Source organism: Brachybacterium kimchii, from assembly GCF_023373525.1.
Lineage (GTDB): Bacteria > Actinomycetota > Actinomycetes > Actinomycetales > Dermabacteraceae > Brachybacterium > Brachybacterium kimchii.
In genome coordinates, this window is the sequence record NZ_CP097218.1 from 2521234 (window position 1) to 2541400 (window position 20167).

Below are 20167 nucleotides of genomic sequence, written 5' to 3' on the forward strand. Positions count from 1 at the left end.
TCCCCTACGGCAGCAGACCGTCCAGCAGGAGGTCCAGGCCCAGCAGGTAGCGCTCCTCGACGTCGCCCTCCGCCATTGTCCCCATCAGGGAGGTGACGCGCGGGAACGGGTTCTCGCCGCCGCTCTCCAGGTGAGCGCGCACGCGCGTGGTCCAGGCCGCCATCTCCGGCGCCGTGCGGGTGCGGAAGAGCCAGTTCTCGTAGACGTCGGCCGCCGTGTAGAGGAGCAGGCGATCCACCGCCCACATCGCCCGACGGGACCCGATCCCCGCGTCGAGCAGCCGCCCCAGCAGCACCTCGAGGTCCTCGAAGTCGCCGATCCCCGAGGGCACCGCCGCGAAGTCCAGGCGTGCGATGTCCCCGTGCGCGGCGAGCACCCGGTGCATGCGCCGGTAGTGCTCGTGGAGATCCGCGCGGAGATCGCCCGTGTCGGGCACGGGGCCCACCTCCTCGCTGACCCGGCCGTGGGCGAGGGCCAGCAGGTCCTCCCTGCTGCGCACGTGCTGGTAGAGGCTCGAGGCCGTCACACCCAGGTCGGAGGCGAGACGCCGCATCGTCACCGCGTCGGTGCCGTCCACGTCGATGATGCGCAGGGTCACATCGATGATCTGCTCGGCGTCCAGCATGCGCCGCGACCTGGGCGGACGCGGCGGCCTCGGCGGCGGGCCGGGGGTCCTGGGCGGGAGCGGGAACTGACGGCGATCCATGGGACCGACCCTACCCCTTGCGCCGAACACCGTTCAGGAGTAGAACACTGTTCGTCTTTTCCGAACAGTGTTCGGCTACGGAGGAACAGCGTTCTCCGTCGGCCGCCCTCACCCCTTCCAGGAGCCCTCATGACCACCTCACCACTCACCGACTCCGCGGTCGCCGCACCGCCCTCCTCCGCTCCGCCGATCCCCCGCTCGTCCTGGCTCGCCCTCGTCGTGATCCTGGTGGCGGAGATGCTCGACGGGCTCGACGCCCTGATCACATCCATCGGCGGCCCGGCGCTGCTGGCCGACCTCGACGGCGGCCCCGCCCTGCTGCAGTGGACGGCCGCCGCCTACACCCTGTCCATGGCCTCCGGCCTGCTGATCGGCGGGCGCCTCGGCGACATGTTCGGCAAGCGCCGCCTGTTCCTGATCGGCATGATCGGCTTCACGCTCGGCTCGCTGCTGTCGGCCTGCGCCCCCGTCGCCTGGGTGCTCATCCTGGGTCGCGTGCTCCAGGGCCTGCTCGGCGCGCTCATGCTCCCGCAGGGCATGGGCATGATCCGCACCCTGTTCCCCGGGGACCACGCGGCGAAGGCCTTCGGCCTGTTCGGCCCGATGATGATGGTCGCCGGCATCGGCGGCCCGATCCTCGCGGGCGTCCTCATGGACCTCGATCCCTTCGGCCTCAGCTGGCGCTCCCTCTTCGCGGTCAACGTGATCCCCTGCGTGCTCGCGATCGTCGCGGGCCTCCGCCTGCTCCCGCGCGAGTCCTCGACCCGCTCCCTCAGCCTGGACTGGACGGGCGCCGTGCTCAGCGCCGCGGGGATGGCCGCGATCGTCTATCCGCTGGTCGAGGGCCGTGAGCTCGGATGGCCGGCCTGGACCCTCATCGTGCTCGCGGGCGGCATCGCGCTGCTCGGCGTCTTCCTCGTCCAGCAGCGTCGGCGCTCGCGCGCCGGCCGCGACGCCCTGGTCGAGCCCAGCCTGTTCCGCAACCGCACGTTCCTCGCCGGCCTCGCGATCATGCTCGTCTTCTTCGGCGGCACGGGCGCGATCGGCATGATCACGGCCCTGTTCCTGCAGATGGGACTCGGGATGAGCCCCCTGCTCACCTCGATCGTCACCATCTCCGAGGCGCTCGGGATGATGCTGGGCATGGCCGCGGCGGCGAAGCTCGGCGGCACGCGCCGCACGATGGCGATCGGCATGGTGATCGCGGCGCTCGGCCAGCTGCTCACGCTGCTCGGCATCGCCGCCCAGGGCACGGCGGTCGACGCCTGGCTGCTGACCCCGATGATGCTGATCGCCGGGATCGGCATCGGCATCGCGATGGGGCCGACGTTCTCCATCATCATCACCGGCGTCTCCGATGCGGAGGCAGGTTCGGCCTCCGGCGCCCTGACCTCGGTGCAGCAGATCTCCACCGCCCTGGGCGTCTCGACGCTCGGCTCGCTCTTCTTCGCGATCGCCTCCGGCGCCGCCTCCCCTGTGCTGGGCTTCGCCCACGGTCTCGAGGCCGCCCTCGCGGTCAACGTGGTGCTGATCCTGCTGTCGATCGGGCTGCTGCGCTTCCTCCCGCAGCGCGCCGCTGAGGACGCCGAGGAGCTCTGAGCACGGCGGGCCCGCCGAAGAGGAGAATGCGCCCGTGCACATCGTCCTGTTCATCGTCCTGCTGGTGGTGACCGTCCTGGCGGGCTCCGCGATCGCGGACCGCCTGCGGCTGCCCGCGCCGATGGTCCTCATCGTCATCGGCGTGATCGCCTCCTACCTCCCCTTCGTGCCCGCAGTCCGCCTCACCCCCGAGCTCGTGCTGCTGGGTCTGCTGCCGCCGCTGCTCTACTCCTCGGCGCTGAAGACCTCCCTCGTGGACATCCGGGCGAACCTGCGCACCGTCGCCATGCTGTCGATCGCCCTGGTGGTGGTCACGACCGTGACGGTGGGCGCGACCGTGCACCTGCTCATGCCCGACGTCCCCTGGCCGGTCGCCCTCGCCGTCGGCGCCGTCGTCGCCCCGCCCGACGCGGTCTCGGCGAGCGCGGTGGCGCGGCGCATCGGCCTCCCCCGGCAGATCGTCACCGTCCTCGAGGGCGAGTCCCTGCTCAACGACGCCACCGCACTGGTGGCGCTGCGGGCCGCGGTCGCGGCGATCGCCGGGACCGTCGCCGTCGGCTCGATCGGCCTGGACTTCCTGATCGCCGCGGGAGGCGGCGTGATCGTGGGCCTCGCCGTCGCGTTCGCGGTGCTCACCGTGCGTCGCTGGGTGCACGACCCGGCCGTGGACACGGGCATCTCCTTCGTCGTCCCCTTCGCCGCGTACCTGCTGGGCGAGGAGCTCCACGCCTCCGGCGTGATCGCCGTGGTCGTGGCCGGCCTGCTCATCGGCCACAAGGCGCCGCTCGTGCAGACCTCGACCTCGCGCCTCACGGAGAACGCCACCTGGACCTCGATCGCGTTCCTCCTCGAGCACGCGGTGTTCCTGCTGATCGGTCTGCAGTTCTCGCAGATCATCGCGGGTGTCAGCCACTCCCTGAGCTGGGGCTTCGTCCTGGGCGTGTGCGCGGCGACCCTCGCGGTCGTGATCCTCACCCGGCTCGCGTGGATGTGCGCGAGCCGCCTGGTGATGACGCTGTGGGTGCCCGCGGACCGCAGGCCGCCCTGGCCCAACGTGGTGGTGACGGGCTGGGCCGGCATGCGCGGCGTCGTCACCATCGCCGCCGTGTTCGTGATCCCCGCGTCCGTGCCGCACCACGACGTGCTCGTGCTGATCGCGCTCGTGGCCGTGCTGGGCACGCTCTATCTGCAGGGCCTGACGCTGCCGTGGCTCACGCGCGTGCTGCGCGTGGTCCCGAACGATCCGGCGGCCGACGCCCTCGCCCGCGCGACCCTGCTGCAGAAGGCGGCCGACGCCGGCAGCACCGTGCTCGCCTCCTGCGAGGAGCAGGACGATCCCGCGGTCGTGCAGATGATCCGCGACCGGCAGGACCAGCGCACCTTCGCCGCCTGGGAGCGGCTGTCCACGCAGGTGGGGCAGGAGAGCCCGAGCGACGCCTTCACCCGCATCCGCAGCCGGATGCTCGCGGCCGAGCGCGCCCGGGTGCTCGAGATCCGCTCGAAGGGCAAGGTGCCATCGCACGTGGTGCGCGAGGTGCTCGGCATGCTCGACTTCGAGGAGTCGCTGTTGGACTCCGGCGCCGAGGCCCGCGAGGACATCGTGGCGACCGGCAGCGGCGAGGGCGGATGGTGCGAGGACCTGCAGCGCTATCCCGCGGTCGGCACCCCCGAGCCGGAGCGCGCCTTCTGCCGGCGCTGCCGCGAGGAGGGCACCACCACCGTCGCCCTGCGCCAGTGCCTGGAGTGCGGGGAGGTCGGCTGCTGCGACAGCTCCCCCGGCCAGCACGCGACCGCGCACTTCCACGACACGAGCCACCCGGTCATGCAGTCCGCCGAGCCGGGCGAGACCTGGCGCTGGTGCTACGTGCACCAGGCGACGGCCTGAGCGGCGCCGGACCGCCCGGTAAGCTCCAGCAGCCGTCCCGACGAGGTGCCCTCAGCGGCGAGTCTCGTCGTCGAGTCCTTCGCGTCTGCCGTCACGGTCGGCATCGTCCTCGTCGTCGCCGCGCCCGCCGGCGCCGTCATCGGCGGCATCCTCCGACTCCGACCCCGTCGGATCCTCCCCGCGCCGCGCCTTCTCGAGGCGGTTCCTGCGGTCGCGGATCGTACCGATCGTGACCACGAAGACGACCACGACGACGAGGACGGGGACCAGGTAGTCGACGATCCAGTCCGGCACGTCGATGCCCAGATGGATGTCCGGGATCCACCCGAACAGCACGTTCCAGAGCCAGCCGAGGAATCGGCGGATCGGCTCGAGGATCGCGTCGACGAGCTCCCGCACGGGATGGGTGACCTCGCCGATCCAGGTGCGGATGCCGCGGGTCGCCTCGTCGATCCAGGTGACGACGGGCTCGACGCGTCGTGCGATCCAGCGCTTGACCGGATCGAGCAGCCCGGACAGCAGCGCGCCGAGACCCAGCAGGGGCACCAGGAAGCGCGCAGCCTGGGCGGCGGCGGCGATCAGGCCGAACCGCACGGGATGATCGGCCTTGCGGGCCTCGCGCGCGGCCGAGGGCGACCCCTCGGCGGGCACGAGCGGCGCGCCGACGAGCTCGTCCGCGCGGACCACGTCGACCTCGCCGGCACCGCCGAGCGTCGTGGTGCGCACGACGAGCTTCTCCCGGTCCTTCATCTTCCCGTTCGCGGTGGGCCTGCGCACGGTGATCGTGCTGCGGAAGAAGCCCTCCTCGAGCTTCAGCGCGAGGCCGTCCGCGGTGGTGACGTCCTCCGCGCGGTCGGCCTTCGCGAGCGCCTTCTCGCTCTCCGGGTCGTGGCGCACGCCGTCGAGGAAGACGATGGCCTCGGTGTCCAGGAAGCGGTGGCGCACCTGGGCGATGTAGTCGTGGCCGTCGCGCCGACCCTCGTAGTGCACGTCGGCGCCGAAGCGCGTGGCGCGGTGCGCGCCGAACCCCTCCTCGCTCCCGCCCGCGCCGTCAGAGCCCTCGAGGTTCGTCCCCTCGGGGCCCGTCCCCCCGACGTCCGGCTCCCGCTCCTGCGTCCCCTCGTCCTGCATGCCCTCCATCGTGCCGGGCCGGCCCGGCGCCGGGATCATGCGGAAGCATGGGATCGGGGCGGGCGGCGGTCGGCCCCTCAGACCATCGGCCGACGCAGCACGTGCCGCAGCGCCTGCTCGAGCTCGGTGTGGGCGGGGTCGAATCCGCTTCCCAGCAGCCGCGACGCGTCGACGTCCTGGTCGGCGCGCACGAGCTCCTTCGCCCCCTCCTTCCCGAGCAGCAGGGCGGGTCCGAAGCCGGGGACCGGCACGAGCGAGGGCCGGTGCAGCACGCGTCCCAGCGTGCGGGCGAGCTCCCGCGAGGTGACGGGCGCGGGCGCGACCGCGTTGACGGGCCCCTCGAGGTCGTCCGCGCCCAGGGCGTGGGCGTAGGCACGGGTCATGTCGTCCAGGGTGATCCAGGAGAGCACGGCGTCCGGGGCCGCGAGCCGCCCGCCGACCCCGGCGAGGAACATGGGGATCTGCGGGAGCAGCGCCCCTCCCCCGTCGGACAGGACGATGCCCGTGCGCAGGTGCACGACGCGCACGCCCGCTCGCGCCGCGGGGGCGCTGCTGGCCTCCCAGGCCTCGCAGACACGGGCCAGGACGTCGTCGCCGAAGGCGTCGTCCTCGGTGAGCACCTCGCCCGGCCGCTGGGCGCCGTAGGCGCCGATCGCGCTGGCCTGCACGAGGATCCCGGGGCCGTCCGGCGCGCCCGACCCGCCCCGCATGCGCGCGAGCGTGCGGGCGATGAGGTCGCCGCCGTGCACGCGCGACGTGAGGATCTCGCGCTCGGCGCGCGCGGTGAAGCGCGTGGAGATGGGCCGGCCGGCGAGGTTCACGACGGCGTCGACGCCCTCGAGATCGGCCGGGTCGAGCTCGCCGCGCTCGGGGTCCCAGGAGATCTCGTCGGGGCCCTCGGCGGGCCCGCGGACCATGCGGATCACCCGGTGGCCGCCGGTGCGCAGCAGCGCGACGAGCTGGGTGCCGATGAGCCCGGAGGCACCGGCGATCGCGACGACCAGGCGCGGGGACCCGGCATGGCGGGCGTGGAAGGCGAGGTCGTCGCGCAGCTGCTCGCCGCGGAAGGCGAGCATGCCCTCGATCGTCCGCCGGGCCTCGCGCGCCGGGAGACCGCCGATGCCGGCTGCCTCGTCGGCGCCGATCCCGCCGGTCTCGCCGATCCCGCCCGGCAGCTCGAGGTCGATGCGGTCACGGATCTCCGAGCTGCCGGACCCGGTCCCGGCGATCTCGTGCTGGTGCCGCCATGTGCGGAATGGCCCGGTGACCTGAGAATCGACGAAGGAGTGGACGGCCGTCCCGCCGCTTCCGCGATCCTCACGGGAGGCGTGCCGCAGCTCCCAGCGGGGGCTGAGCCCCGTGGGAAGCAGCGGAGGGCCGAGCCGCACGGCGACCCGTCTGCCGACCTCGAGCCCACCGGCGTCCGGGTCCTCGATCCTGGCCATGCCGGGCGGCGTGAGCCGGACCAGGGCGCCGGGCCGTTCGTGCCAGGCGAGGGCCTCGTCGACGCCATGGTCCAGCGGGGTGCGTGCCTCGATGCGCATCGGTGCCTCCCGGCGTCGGTCGCGAGTGTTCGCGGTGGTGCGCCACGGTACGCGCCTTCCCTCCCCGGTGCCTGCGGCGCGGCATGCGCGAGGCGGCATGTGAACGGCCCCGCCCGGGAGAGGCGGGGCCGTTCGAGATCGGAGGGCGTCGCACCTCCCGCAGCGGGAGCGGGGTCAGTCGAGCGCGTCGACCTTGGGTCGACCGCCGTCGCCGCCGGAGGCGCGGGCGTCGGCCCTCTCCTCCCAGAACTCGGCGTTGCGGATGCCCAGCGGGCGCGGGTCGAACTGCGGGTCCAGGCCTGCGCGCTTCTGGCGCCGGTAGTCCTTGAGCGCCTTCATCGCGGGCACCTGCAGCACCAGGATCGCGATGATGTTCAGCCAGGCCATCGCGCCCACGCCGATGTCGCCGAGCGCCCACGCGTTGCCGGTGGTCGTGGCCAGGCCGCCGATCGCCACGGCGATGATCATGAGCACTCGCAGCACCCACACCAGCGCGCGGCGCACCTGGTGGCTGGGCACCCAGCGCATGAGGTAGGTCAGGTTCGTCTCGGCCATGTAGTAGTAGGCGACGATCGTGGTGAAGGCGAAGAAGAACAGCGAGAGCGCGATGAACGAGGCGCCGACGCCCGGCAGGAAGGTGTCGAAGCCCGCCTGCGCGAAGCCGGGCCCCACGGGGACGTCGTCGGCGAGGCCGCCGGGGCCCTGGGTGAGGATCTGCGAGGGATCCTCGACCGCATCGGAGTACACGCGGTACATGCCGGTGGACAGGATCATGAAGGCGGTCGCGGAGCACACGAAGAGGGTGTCGACGTAGACGGCGAAGGCCTGCACGAAGCCCTGCTTGGCGGGGTGGGAGACCTCCGCGGCGGCCGCGGCGTGGGGGCCCGTGCCCTGGCCGGCCTCGTTCGAGTACAGGCCGCGCTTGACGCCCCACTGGACGGCGAGGCCCACGATCGCGCCGTAGACCGAGTCCATGCCGAAGGCGGAGGAGAAGATCTCGGAGAAGACGGGCACGATCTGGTCGGCGTTCACGAACATCACGACGATCGCCGCGAGGATGTAGATGACCGCCATCACGGGCACCACGAGGCCCGCGAAGGTCGCGATGCGCTTGACGCCGCCGACCACGATGAGCATCAGCAGCACCAGGATCACGACGGTCGAGATCCACTGCGGGAGGCCCCAGGCGCCGAAGGCGGAGACGGAGATGCCGTTGGCCTGCACCCCCGGGAGGAAGAAGCTCATGGCCAGCACGGTGACGAGCGAGAAGACGATCGCGTAGACCAGGGAGATGCCCTTGGCGCCGGTGTGCTTGTAGGCCTTCTCGATGTAGAACGCGGGACCGCCGCGGTACTCGCCGGTGTCGCGGTCGCGCTCCTTGAAGATCTGGCCGAGCGTGCACTCGATGAAGGAGGTCGCCGACCCCAGGAAGGCCATCGCCCACATCCAGAACACCGCGCCCGGCCCGCCGAAGGCGATGGCCGTCGCGACGCCCGCGATATTGCCGGTGCCCACGCGGCCGGCGAGCGAGATCATCAGCGACTGGAAGGAGGAGACGCCGCTCTCCGACTTCTCGCCCCTGATGATCTGCCGGAGCATGTCGGGGATGTTGACGACCTGGAGGAGCAGGGTCCTCGCGGTGAAGTAGAGGCCTGCACCCAGGCACAGGATGATGAACGGCGTGCCCTGGATGTTTCCGGACAGCCAGGAGATGAAATCACTCATGCGAGGAGGCTCCTGAGGAGGGGGCAGGGATGTGCAGCACGCACGAGTGTGACGCACGACTCCCCGTTTCCGGGCCGTTTCGGGTCATGTTGCGAAATCGAGACCTCGGCGGCCGGGCGGACGGCGGGGCGCTGCGCGCGACGCCCCCGGCCCCCTCAGACGACCAGACGTCGGGCGATCAGCCTGGTCAGCGGCCCCGCGCTCAGCAGTCGGCGTCCTGCACGGTGGACGAGCCGCTCGGCCGGGCTGCGGGAGATGAAGGTCCCCGCGCTGCGGCGGCCGCTGCGCTGGGCGCGTTCGGCCACCGGCCGCATCCTCCGCTCGTACTCCGCGAGCCCGGCGTCCCGGTGCGGTCCCGCGTGGCGCAGGGAGACGGCGAGCGCCTCCGCCCCGGCGATCGCGAGCGAGGTCCCCTGCCCGGCGAGGAGGGAGACCGCGTGCGCGGCGTCCCCGGCGAGCGTCACCCCGCCCCGGCTCCACGCGGGGGCGGAGGACTGGGCGACGAGGTCGTCGTAGTACTGGGCGGGGGCGTGCTCGAGGGCGCGATCGGCGAGGGGGTGGAGCCCCGAGAACCGCGCCCGCAGCTCGTCGGCGTCCGGGGTCGGCCGGGCGGTGGCGGCGGGGTCGACTCTCTCCATCAGCAGCAGCGCGGCGCTTCGATCGTCGCACGCGTAGAGCCCCGCCGTGCGCTCGAGGGAATCGGTGAGCATCGCCCAGTCGCCGAGCTCGGCGGCGATCTGTGGGTCCTCGAACAGGAAGCTCGAGGCGCGGTACCCCATCGGCACCACGTCGGCGTGCGCCGGCGAGATCGCCGCCCGCACCCGCGAGCGCACTCCGTCGCAGCCGACGACGAGGTCGGCGATCAGCTCCTCGCCGCTCTCGAGCACGGCCCGCGGGCGCTCCCCCGGACGCGCACCCGGGTGCACCTCGCGGACGCGAGCGGAGTAGCGCAGGTCGACTGCGTCGGGGAGGGCGGCGAGCAGGGCGAGCTCGACCTGCGGCCGCAGGATCGAGAAGTAGTCGCTGCCCAGGGCATCGATCAGCGGCGCCACCTCGATGCGCCCGTGCTCGCGGTCCGCGGCGTCGACGTAGCGCACGCCCTCGAAGACCCGCGAGCGCGCACGCATCTCCCCGAGCACGCCCAGTCGTCCCGCGGCTGCGACGCCGGGCCCGAAGAAGTCGATCATGTAGCCGCCGCCGCGCGGGCCGGGCGAGGCCTCCAGGACCGTGACGTCGTGCGCGGGAGCGAGGCCGTGGGCGAGTGCGAGCCCGCAGACTCCGCCGCCCACGATCAGGATCTCCATGGGGCGAGGCTACGCGGCGCCCGCGCGGCGCCTGTGCCGGGCGGGACCATGCGAGGGGCCCGACGGCGCGAGGGCGACGGGACGACGGGACGACGGGGCGTCCGGGCATGAGAGGACCCCTCGCGCACCTGCCAGAGCCCACCTGCCCTTGCTGCCGTCAAGCCCTGGGGGAGTTCAGTGAGGTGACACCGCACGAGGGGTCGCGGACGAGTCTAGCGATCCCGCGCCGCGCGTGCACACCCGCCGCCGCACGGCGTGACGCGGCTCCCTCCGGCGGCCGCGCCCCACCGCTCTCGTCTCGCGAGAATCCGACTCCCCACCAGGGCCCCCGGAGCCGTAGAGTGGTGATGCCCGTCACGTCCCGAGGGGGCGATGTGCTCCCCGGGCGCGACCACCGATGGAACCGATCTCGACGAGGAGAGTCATGACCGTCTATGCACGACCCGGGACCGACGGGGCGAAGGTCTCCTTCGCCTCCCGCTACGACAACTACATCGGCGGCACGTGGGTGCCCCCGGTCAAGGGCGAGTACTTCGAGAACCCGACCCCGGTGACGGGCGAGGTGTTCTGCGAGGTCGCACGCTCGACCGCCGAGGACGTCGAGCTCGCGCTCGACGCGGCGCACAAGGCCGCCCCCGCCTGGGGGAAGACGTCGGTCGCCGAGCGCGCCGTCGTGCTCAACAAGATCGCAGACCGCATCGAGGAGAACCTCGAGACCCTCGCGGTCGCCGAGACCTGGGACAACGGCAAGCCCATCCGAGAGTGCCTGAACGCGGACCTGCCGCTCGCTGTGGATCACTTCCGCTACTTCGCGGGCGCGATCCGCGCCCAGGAGGGCACGCTCTCCCAAATCGACGACGACACCGTCGCGTACCACTTCCACGAGCCCCTCGGCGTGGTCGGCCAGATCATCCCCTGGAACTTCCCGCTGCTCATGGCGACGTGGAAGATCGCCCCGGCCCTCGCGGCCGGCAACTGCATCGTCCTCAAGCCCGCCGAGCAGACCCCGGCCTCGATCATGGTCCTCATCGACCTCATCGGGGACCTGCTGCCCGAGGGCGTCCTGAACATCATCAACGGCTTCGGCGCCGAGGCGGGCAAGCCGCTCGCCTCCAACCGCCGGATCGCGAAGATCGCCTTCACGGGCGAGACCACGACCGGGCGCCTGATCATGCAGTACGCCTCGCAGAACCTCATCCCCGTGACCCTCGAGCTGGGCGGCAAGAGCCCGAACCTGTTCTTCGACGACGTCGCGAGCGAGAAGGACGCCTACTACTCGAAGGCCCTCGAGGGCTTCGCGATGTTCTCCCTGAACCAGGGCGAGGTCTGCACGTGCCCGTCGCGCGCTCTCGTGCAGAAGGGCATCTACGACTCGTTCGTGGCCGACGGTCTCGAGCGCGTGAAGGCGACGAAGCAGGGGAACCCCCTGGACACGGACACCCAGATCGGCGCGCAGGCCAGCAACGACCAGCTCGAGAAGATCCTGTCCTACATCGACATCGGCACGCAGGAGGGCGCGAAGATCCTCACCGGCGGCGAGCGCGCCGACCTCGGCGGGGACCTGTCCGGCGGCTACTACGTGACGCCGACGATCTTCGAGGGCGACAACTCGATGCGCATCTTCCAGGAGGAGATCTTCGGCCCCGTGCTGGCCCTCACGTCGTTCTCCGACTACGACGACGCGATCTCGATCGCCAACGACACCCTCTACGGGCTCGGCGCGGGCGTCTGGACGCGCAGCCAGAACACCGTCTACCGGGCCGGCCGCGCCATCCAGGCCGGCCGCGTGTGGGTGAACAACTACCACAACTACCCTGCTCACAGCGCATTCGGCGGGTACAAGTCCTCCGGGATCGGCCGCGAGAACCACCTGATGATGCTCGACCACTACCAGCAGACCAAGAACCTCCTGGTCTCCTACTCCGACGACGAGCTCGGCTTCTTCTGATCCCGTCGCCCCCGCGTCCCGGGCCCCGGACCCCGGCCCAGGCCCCGACCCGGGGCCCCATCGCTCGCGAGAGGTGAGTTGTCGTCGTCAAAGCATCCTTGTGAGGACGACAACTCACCTCTCGCGGGATCGTGGCGCGGTCGCCGGTCACCGGCTGCCGCGCACCGCGACCACCGGCCCTGCTGTCCACGCCGGAACTCACCGCGCGGGATCGTCGAGGATCCCGCGCATCGGCCTCCTCAGGGGGCCGCACATCGGAAGGAGCGCATCATGACGGATTCCTCCGCCGAGAACCCGACCCCCGCACCCGGCGGCTCGTCGGCCGCGGACACCGCGCCCGCACCGCAGCCGGGTCAGCCGCCCGCTCCCCCGCTGCCCGAGCCCACCTCGGCCGACGACGTGCTCGAGGCCGAGCCCACGATCGAGGGCGAGGACTTCTCCCGGGTGGCCTTCACCCAGGCGGCGCTCGCGCAGATCCAGCGGCTCATCGACCGCAACGGGCCGCTCATGTTCCACCAGTCCGGAGGCTGCTGCGACGGCTCCTCCCCCATGTGCTATCCGGCCGGCGACTTCCTCACCGGCGATGCGGACGTGCGCATGGGGCACGTGGAGGTGCCCCTGCCCGACGGCACCACGAGCCCGCTCGACTTCTGGATGAGCCGCGAGCAGTTCGCCTACTGGCGCCACACCCACCTCACGATCGACCTCGTCGACGGGCGCGGCGGCGGCTTCAGCCTCGAGACGCCCGATGGCAAGCGGTTCCTCACCCGTTCCCGGATGCTCCCGGAGGACGCGCAGGTGCGGGAGCGCCTGGAGCTCTGAGCCCCGCGGGCCCCGTCGGCTCCGTCGGCCCCGCCGACCGCCCGGGACCGTCCGGCCGGGCCGAGGGCCCCTGGTCCTACTCCGACCCGCGTCCCTTCGCGTGCGCGATCGCGGACTCGCGCTGCTCGATCATGCGCAGCACGTCCAGCAGGCCGCGGCTCATGACGGTGCCCACCACGACCATGCGCATGGCCTCGGCGGTGCTGCGGGGCATGTGGGCGATGTCGGCTCCGGCCACGAGGGACATGGCCTCCGCGTAGGCGTCGATGTGGTCGTCGCCCGTCGGCACGCGCGCCTGGTCGCAGGCGGCCCAGGCCTGCTCGAGACGGGTCATGAGGGGGTCGGAGCGCTCCAGGACGGTCCAGCCGCGGCGCTCGGCCAGCGCCCGCACGCGCGGCGAGATCTTCCCGGGAGCGAAGCGGGCGGCGTCCTCGTCGACGGTCGCCGTCTCGGCGTCCTCCGCGGTCTCCCCCGCGAGGGTGCGCTGGGCGATGCCGAGCATGTCGATCTGCTCCTGGTGCGGGGAGTCGAGGGCGTCGACGATGCGGCGCACGGCCGCGATGTTCAGTCCGCCGGCGTCGGTGAGCGCGCGGATCAGGCGCACGCGGTCGACGTGGCCCTCGTCGTAGACGGCGCTGGTGCGGGAGGTGAGCCTGCCGGGAGGCAGCAGCTTCTCCCGCAGGTAGAACTTGATGGTCGCCACGGGCACGCCGGTGGTGTCGGCAAGCTCGGAGATCCTCATGTCACGTCCTCGTCCGGCGGTCTGGGCCTCTGGATATTACCCATCGGCAACCATAGGTATGCGCCAGGGATCGGCGTGCGACCGTTCACCCGGACACGAACGGCGCGAGCAGGGGCAGGACGAGCGTCATCGCCAAGGCGTTCAGCACCATGGCGGCGCTCGACCAGCCGCCGGTGACGGGGGACTCGTCGAGCGCACGGGAGGTGCCGATCCCGTGGGACGTGAGGCCGATGGCGAAGCCGCGCGCCCGCGGGTCCTGCACGCGGGCGAGGCTCAGCAGCACCGGCGCGAACACGGCGCCGAGGATCCCGGAGAGGATCGTGAGCACCACGGCCAGCGGGGCGGAGGCCTGCAGCGACTCGGCGAGGGTGAGGGCGACGGGACTGGTCACCGAGCGCGGCAGCACGGAGCGCAGGATCTGCGGGTCGGTGCCGAAGGCGCGGAGCACTCCCACGGTGACCCCGAGGCTCACCACGGCGCCCGTGATCAGCGCGAGCAGCACAGAGCCGGCCGAGCGGGCCAGGGCCCGCCCGTTCGCCAGCAGCGGCAGGGCGAGCGCCACGGTCGCGGGCCCCAGCAGCAGCGTGAGCACCGTGACCTGCTCGAGGTACTCCGCGTACGGCAGGCCGACGAGCTCGAGCACCGCGGCGACCACCACCACGGTGACGAAGACCGGCGTGAGCAGCGCGGGCCGGCCCGTCCGTCGGTGCAGCCAGAGGGCGCCGAGGTAGACGGCGAGGGTGAGCACGAGACCGAAGATCGGCAGGTGGACGACGGTCCGGACGGCGTCGCTCATGCGCCGCTCCCCTCGAGCCGCCGGTGGCCGTCGTCACCGCGCCGACGGTCCTGCCGGTGCAGCAGCGCCTGCAGGACGCGGCCGACGACGAGCAGGGCGAGCAGGAAGGATCCGCCGACGGCGAGGGCGATCGGCAGGGCGTTGCGGGCGAGTGCTCCCATCTCGACGACCACGCCGACGCCCGGCGGGACGAACAGGAGCTGCAGGTGCGCGAGCAGCGGGGTGCCCGCGGGCTCGGCGACGCGCAGGATCCCGCGGGTGCGCGGCACGAGCCCCAGGATCACCAGCAGCACGAGCCCGAGCACCACTCCGGGGATCGGCAGGTGCAGGAGAGCGGCGAGCGCGAGGCCGATCATCTGCAGGACCAGCAGCACCGCGAGGCCCAGCAGGACGGGCGGCACGAGCGCGGGCCGCGGCGCGCGCCCGTCCTCCACCGGCTCGTCCCCCGGCGACCCGGCTCCCGTCGACCCCTCGTCGATCGGCTCCCTCGCGCTCATCGGCTCACTGTCCCAGGTGGATGCCGTTGCCCGGGCCCAGCGGCAGGTCGAAGGCGAAGAACACGGCGAGGATCAGCGTCCAGGCGATCCAGAAGGGGACCACGAACGGGAGCATGCGGGCGAACAGGCTGCCCAGTCCGGCGGCCGGCTCGTACTTCCTCAGCATGCCCAGCAGCACGACCATGTACGGGTTCATGGGGGTGATCACCTGGGTCGCGGAGTCGCCCACCCGGAAGGCGGCCTGCGTGAACGCGGGCTCGTAGCCGAGCAGGGCGAACATCGGCACGAACACGGCGGCCATGATTGTCCACATGCCCGAGCCGGAGATGATGAACAGGTTCAGCACGCTCGCCAGCAGGATGAAGCCGACGACGGCGCCGAAGCCGGTGAGTCCGATGTGCTCGAGGCCCTCGGCGCCGGTCACGGCGATCCAGGAGCCGATGCCGGACCAGTTGAACAGGGCGATGAAGTTGCCCAGGATGAAGGCGAGGACGATGAACGGGAGCATCTCCTTGAGCGCCTCGGTCATCATCCGCACGGCGTCGCGCGTGGAGCGCAGGGTGCCGGTCGCGATCCCGTACACGCTGCCCAGGACCACGAAGTAGAGGAACACCAGGAAGACGATCGAGTCCAGCAGCGGGGACGTCGGCAGGAAGCCGCCGTCCTCGTTGCGCCACGGGGAGCCGGGCACGAGCGCGGCGAGCAGCACGACCGCGGTGAGCACGAGGCCCGCGAGGACCGTGAGCAGCAGGCCCCGCCGCTCGGGCCGGGTGAGCGAGGCGCGCATCTGCTCGGAGGACTCGCCCGAGGTCTCCGGGGCGGAGCCGTCGGCGTCGTCGTCCTCGACGGTCTCGTCGCGCGGGATGGCCTGGCGCACCAGGCGCGGCTCGATGACGCGGTCGATGATGAAGCCCGCGATGAGGGCGAGCACGATCGAGGCGGCGATGTTGAACCACCAGTTCGACACCGGGTTCACGGTGGTCGCGCCGAGCCCGGAGACGGTCTCGATCACGGAGTTCGTGATGCCCGCGAACAGGGCGTCCAGGCTCGTGGGAACGAGGTTCGTGGAGTAGCCGGCGCCGGCCGCCGCGAAGCCGCCCAGCAGGCCCGCGACGGGGTGGCGGCCCGCGGCCTTGAACACGAGCGCGGCCAGCGGCGGGACCACCACGAAGGCCGAGTCGGACATGATCGAGGCGACCACGCCCACGATGCCCACCACGTAGGGCAGGAGCCAGGCCGGGGAGGAGCCGAACATCGCGCGGATCCCGGCGGCGAGCAGCCCGGAGTGCTGGGCGATGCCGATGCCCAGCAGGATCGGCATCACGGTGACCAGCGGCGGGAACCCCAGATAGTTCTCGCCCAGGCTCGTGGTCAGCCAGGCCATCCCCTCCCCGGTGAACAGTCCCTTGATGACGGTGACCTCGTCGGAGCCGGGCACGCTCACCTTCACCCCGGCCAGCGCCATCGCGGTGGAGACGATCCCGGTGATCGCGAAGAGGATCAGGAACAGCATGAACGGCTCGGGCAGCCTGTTGCCCAGCCGCTCGACGACGTTCAGCAGACGATCGGTGCGGGTCAGGCGCGCGGCGGAGCCGTCAGGGGCGGGCCCATCGGGGGCAGGGCCGACGGGGCGCGGGGAAGGGCTGCTCATCGTCTCTCCTCGGGGCGGGACGGGTCGGTCGACGGGCGTCGGCCGACGGTGGCTTCCGGCGGGATCGGTCGATCGACGGGGGGCCGTTCGACCGGGTACGCGGTCAGTCGAAGTAGTGGGGCACGTCGATCGCGCCGCCGGCGGCCTCGAACTCCTCGCGCACGGCGGCGGCGAGCTCGGCGTCGTGGAGCATGTCGAGCACGGTCGCGGCGAGGCCGAAGGCGCCGTCGGCCGCGGAGGCGCGGGCGAGGTCCCCGGTGGCAGCCTCGGCGAACTCGCGCGTGTGCAGGGCGGTGTCGGCGCCGGCGACGTGGATGACCGGGTGCATGCCGGGCACGCGGAAGCTCACGTTGCCGAAGTCGGTGGAGGCGGCGAGGGTCTCGGAGACCACGCCGCGCGGCAGCGGGTCCCGACCGCGTCGGCGCTGCGCCTCGACCCAGCGCCCGGTGAGCGCCTCGTTCGTGCGCACCGGGAGCGAGGGCGGGTGCTCGTCCCAGCGGATCTCGACGCCGCAGCCGGTCATCAGAGCGGCACCGCGGGCCGCGTCCTCCACACGGCGCGAGAGGTCCCGCAGCGTGGAAGGGGCGAGGGAGCGCACGTAGAGGTCCAGGCGGGCGGTGTCGGGGATGACGCTGGCCCGCTCCCCGCCCTCGCGGATCACCGCGTGGATCCGGTCCGACGGCGGGGTCTGCTGACGCATCAGCCCGATCCCCTGGTACATGAGGTTCGCGGCGTCCAGGGCGTTGCGCCCCATGAACGGCTGCGCGGAGGCGTGGGCCGTGTGGCCGTGGAAGACGACGGTGAGGGTGCGCCGGCCCAGCCATGCCTGGTCAGCGAGGTCGTAGCCGGGGTACGGGTGGGCCATGACGGCGGCGTCGAGGCCGTCGAAGGCGCCCTCGCGGGCCATGTACTCCTTGCCCGTGTGGCCCTCCTCGGCGGGGGTGCCCAGCAGCACGACCCGTCCGGGCACGGCCGCGGGGTCCGTGGCCGCGAGTCGTGCGAGGGCGAGGAAGGCGCCCACGCCCATCGCGGCGATCACGTTGTGGCCGCAGCCGTGTCCCACGCCCGGCAGGGCGTCGTACTCGGCGCAGATCGCGATCGTGGGCGACTCCGGGATGGAGGCGCCGCTGATCTCCGCGCGGATCGCGGTCTCGAGCCCGTGCACGCCGACCTCGGGGTCCAGGGCACGGTCCTCGAGCACGGCGGCGATCGCGGCGGCCGAGCGGTGCTCCTCGAAGGCGGTCTCGGGGTGCGCGGCGAGGTCCACGAGCAGCTCGACCATGGCGTCGGCGTCGGCCACGACGGCCTCCTCGAGGCGGGCGTGCAGCTCCTCCCCCGCGCCCGCGAACGCGGAGCCGGGGTGGGACGTGGTGCGCATCGCCTGCTCACGCGCCGCGTCGAGCTCCTCGAGATAGGCGCCCGACGCGGGGACCGGACTCTCGGTGGGCAGGCCCGCGGCGTCGGGGACGGGCGCGCCGGTCGCGTCGCTGTGGCCGTGGGACTGCAGGTCGGCATCGGTCATGGTCAGACCCTAATGGAACCTCTCCGTCCCGCGGCGCCCCGCTCGCGCCCCACGGTCCGGTCGGGCCGGCCCTGCCCTCCTCGGCCCGACCAGTGGTCCTCGCGTGCCCGGAACGCCGCATATCCCTTAAGGTGCACGCTCAACGTGCGCCGCGGATCCGCTCCTGCCCGCCCGGCTCCGGAGCCCGTCGCGCGCCCCGGGGCGCACCAGCCCCGCGCACCGTCGTCCTCTACTCCTCCATGCGGAAGGCATCCCATGTCCTCCTCCCCAGCCACCGCCGCGGGCGGCGACGCGCCGCAGCGCGAGCGCGCGAACCGCGGCGCGTTCAGCGGCCGCTCGGCCTTCATCTTCGCGGCGATCGGCAGCGCCGTCGGCCTCGGCAACATCTGGCGCTTCCCGGCCGCCGCCTACGAGGGCGGCGGCGGGGCGTTCATGATCCCCTACCTGATCGCCCTGCTCACCGCCGGCATCCCGCTACTGTTCGTCGACTACGCGATCGGCCACCGCTGGCGCGGCTCGGCGCCGCTGGCGTGGCGCCGCCTCAAGCGCTGGACCGAGTTCATCGGCTGGTGGCAGGTGCTGATCTGCGTGATCATCGGCGCCTACTACGCGCTGATCATCGCCTGGTCCCTGAACTACATGGTGTTCTCGGTCGGCCAGAAATGGGGCGATGACGCGGAGGGCTACTTCTTCGGCCAGTTCACCCATTCGCTCATGGGGGCCGACGCGGGCATCTCCTTCGACTACGTGGGCCCGGTGCTGGTGACGATCCTGCTGGTGTGGGTCGCCGTGATCATCACCCTCGCCCTGGGCGTGGAGAGCGGGATCGCGAAGACCTCGATGATCTTCATCCCGCTGCTCGTGGTCATGTTCGTGATCCTCGTGGTGCGCGCCCTGTTCCTGCCGGGTGCGATGACGGGCCTGAACGCGCTGTTCCAGCCGAACTGGGCGGCGCTGGCCGATCCGGCCGTGTGGATCGCCGCCTACGGGCAGATCTTCTTCTCGCTGTCCGTGGCGTTCGGCATCATGCTCACCTACTCCTCGTACCTCAAGAAGAAGACTGACCTGACCGGATCGGGTCTCGTGGTGGGCTTCGCGAACTCGAGCTTCGAGATCCTCGCCGGCATCGGCGTGTTCTCAGCGCTGGGCTTCATGGCGCAGGCGCAGGGAGTGCAGGTCCAGGACGTCGTCACCGACGGCATCGGGCTCGCGTTCATCGCCTTCCCGACGATCATCTCCCAGGCCCCCGGCGGCGCCCTGATCGGCGTGCTGTTCTTCGGGTCGCTGGTGCTCGCGGGCTTCACCTCGCTGGTCTCGATCATCGAGGTGATCGTCTCCGCGGTGCAGGACAAGTTCGGGCTCTCGCGCGTGCCGGGCACGCTGGTGGTGCTGCTGCCGATGGCGATCGGCTCGACGCTGCTGTTCCCGACCACGATGGGCCTCGCGCTGCTGGACACGCTCGACAACTTCGTGAACTCCTACGGGATCGTCGGCGCCGCGCTGGTCTCGACGATCGCTCTCGGCTACATCGTGCGCGGCCTGCCCACGCTGCGCGACCACCTGAACTTCAAGGGCACCTTCCGCCTCGGCATCGGCTGGGAGACCTGCGTGAAGGTGATCGCGCCGCTGGTCCTGGGCGTGACGATGGTGCTCTCGGCGGTGCAGCTGCTGACGGCCGACAAGCCCTACTCGGAGTACCCGGGCTGGTTCGTGAACGTGTTCGGCTGGGGCATGGCGGTCGCCCTCGTGGTGATCGCGATCGTGCTCTCGCTCGCGCCCTGGCCGGCGAACTCCAACAAGGACCGCCCGGACTCCGACGGCGACCCGATCGCCCCGCCCGTGGTCACCGACAGCGTGCTCGCCGCGCCCGGCACCCGCGTCGTGATCGATGACGGCGCACTGCCCGGCACCCCGCAGGAGCTGCGCCCGCCGCAGGTCTCCGGAGCCGGGTCCGCCCGCGGCACCGGCGGAGCGGACGGGGCCCAGGAGCTCGCCGCGAGTGCGATCGCGACCGGCCGCAGCGGGCCCTCGGGCCCGGCCGGCTCCGACGCACCGACGAGGTCCGACGGGCCGACGGGGTCCGGCAACACCCATCGCGCCGCGCAGGAAGGAGGGAACTGATGTCGGCATCGGCCATCGTCATGCTGTGCGTCGCGATCGTCACCGTCTGGGGCGGCCTCGCCGCCGCGATCGTGAACATCGTGCGTCATCCGGAGGAGCCGGAGGACTGACTCCGACGCCGGCGGCCCCCGCGGCACGGTCCCCTCGGTCCGGCCGGGTGTGACATGCACCCGG

At 72.2% G+C, this 20167-nt stretch carries 16 protein-coding genes and 1 other RNA gene; 6 read left to right on the top strand and 11 right to left on the bottom strand.

The annotated features are described in order from the left end of the window. Positions 1–4: 4 nt before the first annotated feature. Complete coding sequence (locus M4486_RS11685; RefSeq protein WP_249477347.1) at positions 5–625, bottom strand: TetR/AcrR family transcriptional regulator; 621 nt, start codon at positions 623–625, stop codon at positions 5–7. A gap of 210 nt (positions 626–835) precedes the next feature. On the opposite strand from M4486_RS11685, the gene M4486_RS11690 reads away from it, so the two are divergent. After that, complete coding sequence (locus tag M4486_RS11690) at positions 836–2305, top strand: MFS transporter (protein ID WP_249477348.1); 1470 nt, start codon at positions 836–838, stop codon at positions 2303–2305. A 34-nt stretch (positions 2306–2339) separates the two neighbouring features. Further along, a complete protein-coding gene (locus tag M4486_RS11695) occupies positions 2340–4190 on the top strand; it encodes a Na+/H+ antiporter (protein ID WP_249477349.1) in 1851 nt (616 codons plus the stop codon). Between the two features lie 51 nt (positions 4191–4241). On the opposite strand, the gene M4486_RS11700 is transcribed toward M4486_RS11695, so the two are convergent. The 5 genes from M4486_RS11700 to ffs all read right to left on the bottom strand — a co-directional run bounded on the left by M4486_RS11700 (position 4242) and on the right by ffs (position 10099). Then, the gene (locus tag M4486_RS11700; protein WP_249477350.1) at positions 4242–5360 is read right to left on the bottom strand and encodes a hypothetical protein; all 1119 of its coding nucleotides are present in this window, start codon (positions 5358–5360) and stop codon (positions 4242–4244) included. Positions 5361–5398: 38 nt separating this feature from the next. Further along, a complete protein-coding gene (locus M4486_RS11705) occupies positions 5399–6865 on the bottom strand; it encodes a TIGR01777 family oxidoreductase (protein WP_249477351.1) in 1467 nt (488 codons plus the stop codon). A gap of 174 nt (positions 6866–7039) precedes the next feature. Next, complete coding sequence (locus M4486_RS11710; RefSeq protein ID WP_249477352.1) at positions 7040–8590, bottom strand: alanine/glycine:cation symporter family protein; 1551 nt, start codon at positions 8588–8590, stop codon at positions 7040–7042. A gap of 155 nt (positions 8591–8745) precedes the next feature. Next, entirely contained in the window at positions 8746–9894 is a 1149-nt protein-coding gene (locus M4486_RS11715; RefSeq protein WP_249477354.1) for an FAD-dependent monooxygenase, read from the bottom strand. A gap of 108 nt (positions 9895–10002) precedes the next feature. Next, positions 10003–10099, bottom strand: an RNA gene (gene ffs, locus M4486_RS11720) — signal recognition particle sRNA small type. Between the two features lie 219 nt (positions 10100–10318). On the opposite strand from ffs, the gene exaC reads away from it, so the two are divergent. Continuing rightward, on the top strand, positions 10319–11842 hold the full coding sequence (gene exaC, locus M4486_RS11725; protein ID WP_249477355.1) for an acetaldehyde dehydrogenase ExaC: 1524 nt from the start codon (positions 10319–10321) through the stop codon (positions 11840–11842). A gap of 270 nt (positions 11843–12112) precedes the next feature. After that, the gene (locus tag M4486_RS11730; protein WP_429798299.1) at positions 12113–12664 is read left to right on the top strand and encodes a DUF779 domain-containing protein; all 552 of its coding nucleotides are present in this window, start codon (positions 12113–12115) and stop codon (positions 12662–12664) included. Positions 12665–12740: 76 nt separating this feature from the next. Here M4486_RS11730 and M4486_RS11735 read toward each other — a convergent pair whose 3' ends face one another. The 5 genes from M4486_RS11735 to M4486_RS11755 form a co-directional block, all read right to left on the bottom strand. Then, positions 12741–13406 carry a MerR family transcriptional regulator gene (locus tag M4486_RS11735; protein ID WP_249477357.1) on the bottom strand — a complete coding sequence of 222 codons (666 nt, stop codon included), beginning with the start codon at positions 13404–13406 and terminating at the stop codon, positions 12741–12743. Between the two features lie 85 nt (positions 13407–13491). Then, positions 13492–14202 carry an LrgB family protein gene (locus tag M4486_RS11740; protein ID WP_249477358.1) on the bottom strand — a complete coding sequence of 237 codons (711 nt, stop codon included), beginning with the start codon at positions 14200–14202 and terminating at the stop codon, positions 13492–13494. Beyond that, positions 14199–14699 carry a CidA/LrgA family protein gene (locus tag M4486_RS11745; RefSeq protein WP_249477359.1) on the bottom strand — a complete coding sequence of 167 codons (501 nt, stop codon included), beginning with the start codon at positions 14697–14699 and terminating at the stop codon, positions 14199–14201. Before M4486_RS11745 ends, M4486_RS11740 begins: the two co-directional genes overlap by 4 nt. A 4-nt stretch (positions 14700–14703) precedes the next feature. Then, positions 14704–16350, bottom strand: a complete 1647-nt coding sequence (locus M4486_RS11750) for an AbgT family transporter (RefSeq protein WP_249477361.1) — start codon at positions 16348–16350, stop codon at positions 14704–14706. Between the two features lie 103 nt (positions 16351–16453). Next, positions 16454–17872: a M20 family metallopeptidase gene (locus tag M4486_RS11755; RefSeq protein ID WP_249477363.1), complete on the bottom strand. Its 1419-nt coding sequence runs from the start codon at positions 17870–17872 to the stop codon at positions 16454–16456. A gap of 255 nt (positions 17873–18127) precedes the next feature. On the opposite strand from M4486_RS11755, the gene M4486_RS11760 reads away from it, so the two are divergent. Together M4486_RS11760 and M4486_RS11765 are read left to right on the top strand one after the other, a co-directional pair. After that, on the top strand, positions 18128–19993 hold the full coding sequence (locus tag M4486_RS11760; RefSeq protein ID WP_249477364.1) for a sodium-dependent transporter: 1866 nt from the start codon (positions 18128–18130) through the stop codon (positions 19991–19993). After that, positions 19993–20103, top strand: coding sequence for a methionine/alanine import family NSS transporter small subunit (locus M4486_RS11765; protein ID WP_152352549.1), 111 nt, complete (start codon positions 19993–19995; stop codon positions 20101–20103). The genes M4486_RS11760 and M4486_RS11765 overlap by 1 nt, the downstream gene beginning before the upstream one ends. The last annotated feature ends 64 nt before the right edge of the window (positions 20104–20167 follow it).

What these genes read in the sequence shown, in the direction of transcription:
- M4486_RS11685 (WP_249477347.1), bottom strand. Translation starts at nt 625, where the DNA reads ATGCTGGACGCCGAGCAGATCATCGATGTGACCCTGCGCATCATCGAC.
- M4486_RS11690 (WP_249477348.1), top strand. Translation starts at nt 836, where the DNA reads ATGACCACCTCACCACTCACCGACTCCGCGGTCGCCGCACCGCCCTCC.
- M4486_RS11700 (WP_249477350.1), bottom strand. Translation starts at nt 5,360, where the DNA reads ATGATCCCGGCGCCGGGCCGGCCCGGCACGATGGAGGGCATGCAGGAC.
- M4486_RS11705 (WP_249477351.1), bottom strand. Translation starts at nt 6,865, where the DNA reads ATGCGCATCGAGGCACGCACCCCGCTGGACCATGGCGTCGACGAGGCC.
- M4486_RS11710 (WP_249477352.1), bottom strand. Translation starts at nt 8,590, where the DNA reads ATGAGTGATTTCATCTCCTGGCTGTCCGGAAACATCCAGGGCACGCCG.
- M4486_RS11715 (WP_249477354.1), bottom strand. Translation starts at nt 9,894, where the DNA reads ATGGAGATCCTGATCGTGGGCGGCGGAGTCTGCGGGCTCGCACTCGCC.
- exaC (WP_249477355.1), top strand. Translation starts at nt 10,319, where the DNA reads ATGACCGTCTATGCACGACCCGGGACCGACGGGGCGAAGGTCTCCTTC.
- M4486_RS11730 (WP_429798299.1), top strand. Translation starts at nt 12,113, where the DNA reads ATGACGGATTCCTCCGCCGAGAACCCGACCCCCGCACCCGGCGGCTCG.
- M4486_RS11735 (WP_249477357.1), bottom strand. Translation starts at nt 13,406, where the DNA reads ATGAGGATCTCCGAGCTTGCCGACACCACCGGCGTGCCCGTGGCGACC.
- M4486_RS11740 (WP_249477358.1), bottom strand. Translation starts at nt 14,202, where the DNA reads ATGAGCGACGCCGTCCGGACCGTCGTCCACCTGCCGATCTTCGGTCTC.
- M4486_RS11745 (WP_249477359.1), bottom strand. Translation starts at nt 14,699, where the DNA reads ATGAGCGCGAGGGAGCCGATCGACGAGGGGTCGACGGGAGCCGGGTCG.
- M4486_RS11750 (WP_249477361.1), bottom strand. Translation starts at nt 16,350, where the DNA reads ATGAGCAGCCCTTCCCCGCGCCCCGTCGGCCCTGCCCCCGATGGGCCC.
- M4486_RS11755 (WP_249477363.1), bottom strand. Translation starts at nt 17,872, where the DNA reads ATGACCGATGCCGACCTGCAGTCCCACGGCCACAGCGACGCGACCGGC.
- M4486_RS11760 (WP_249477364.1), top strand. Translation starts at nt 18,128, where the DNA reads ATGTCCTCCTCCCCAGCCACCGCCGCGGGCGGCGACGCGCCGCAGCGC.
- M4486_RS11765 (WP_152352549.1), top strand. Translation starts at nt 19,993, where the DNA reads ATGTCGGCATCGGCCATCGTCATGCTGTGCGTCGCGATCGTCACCGTC.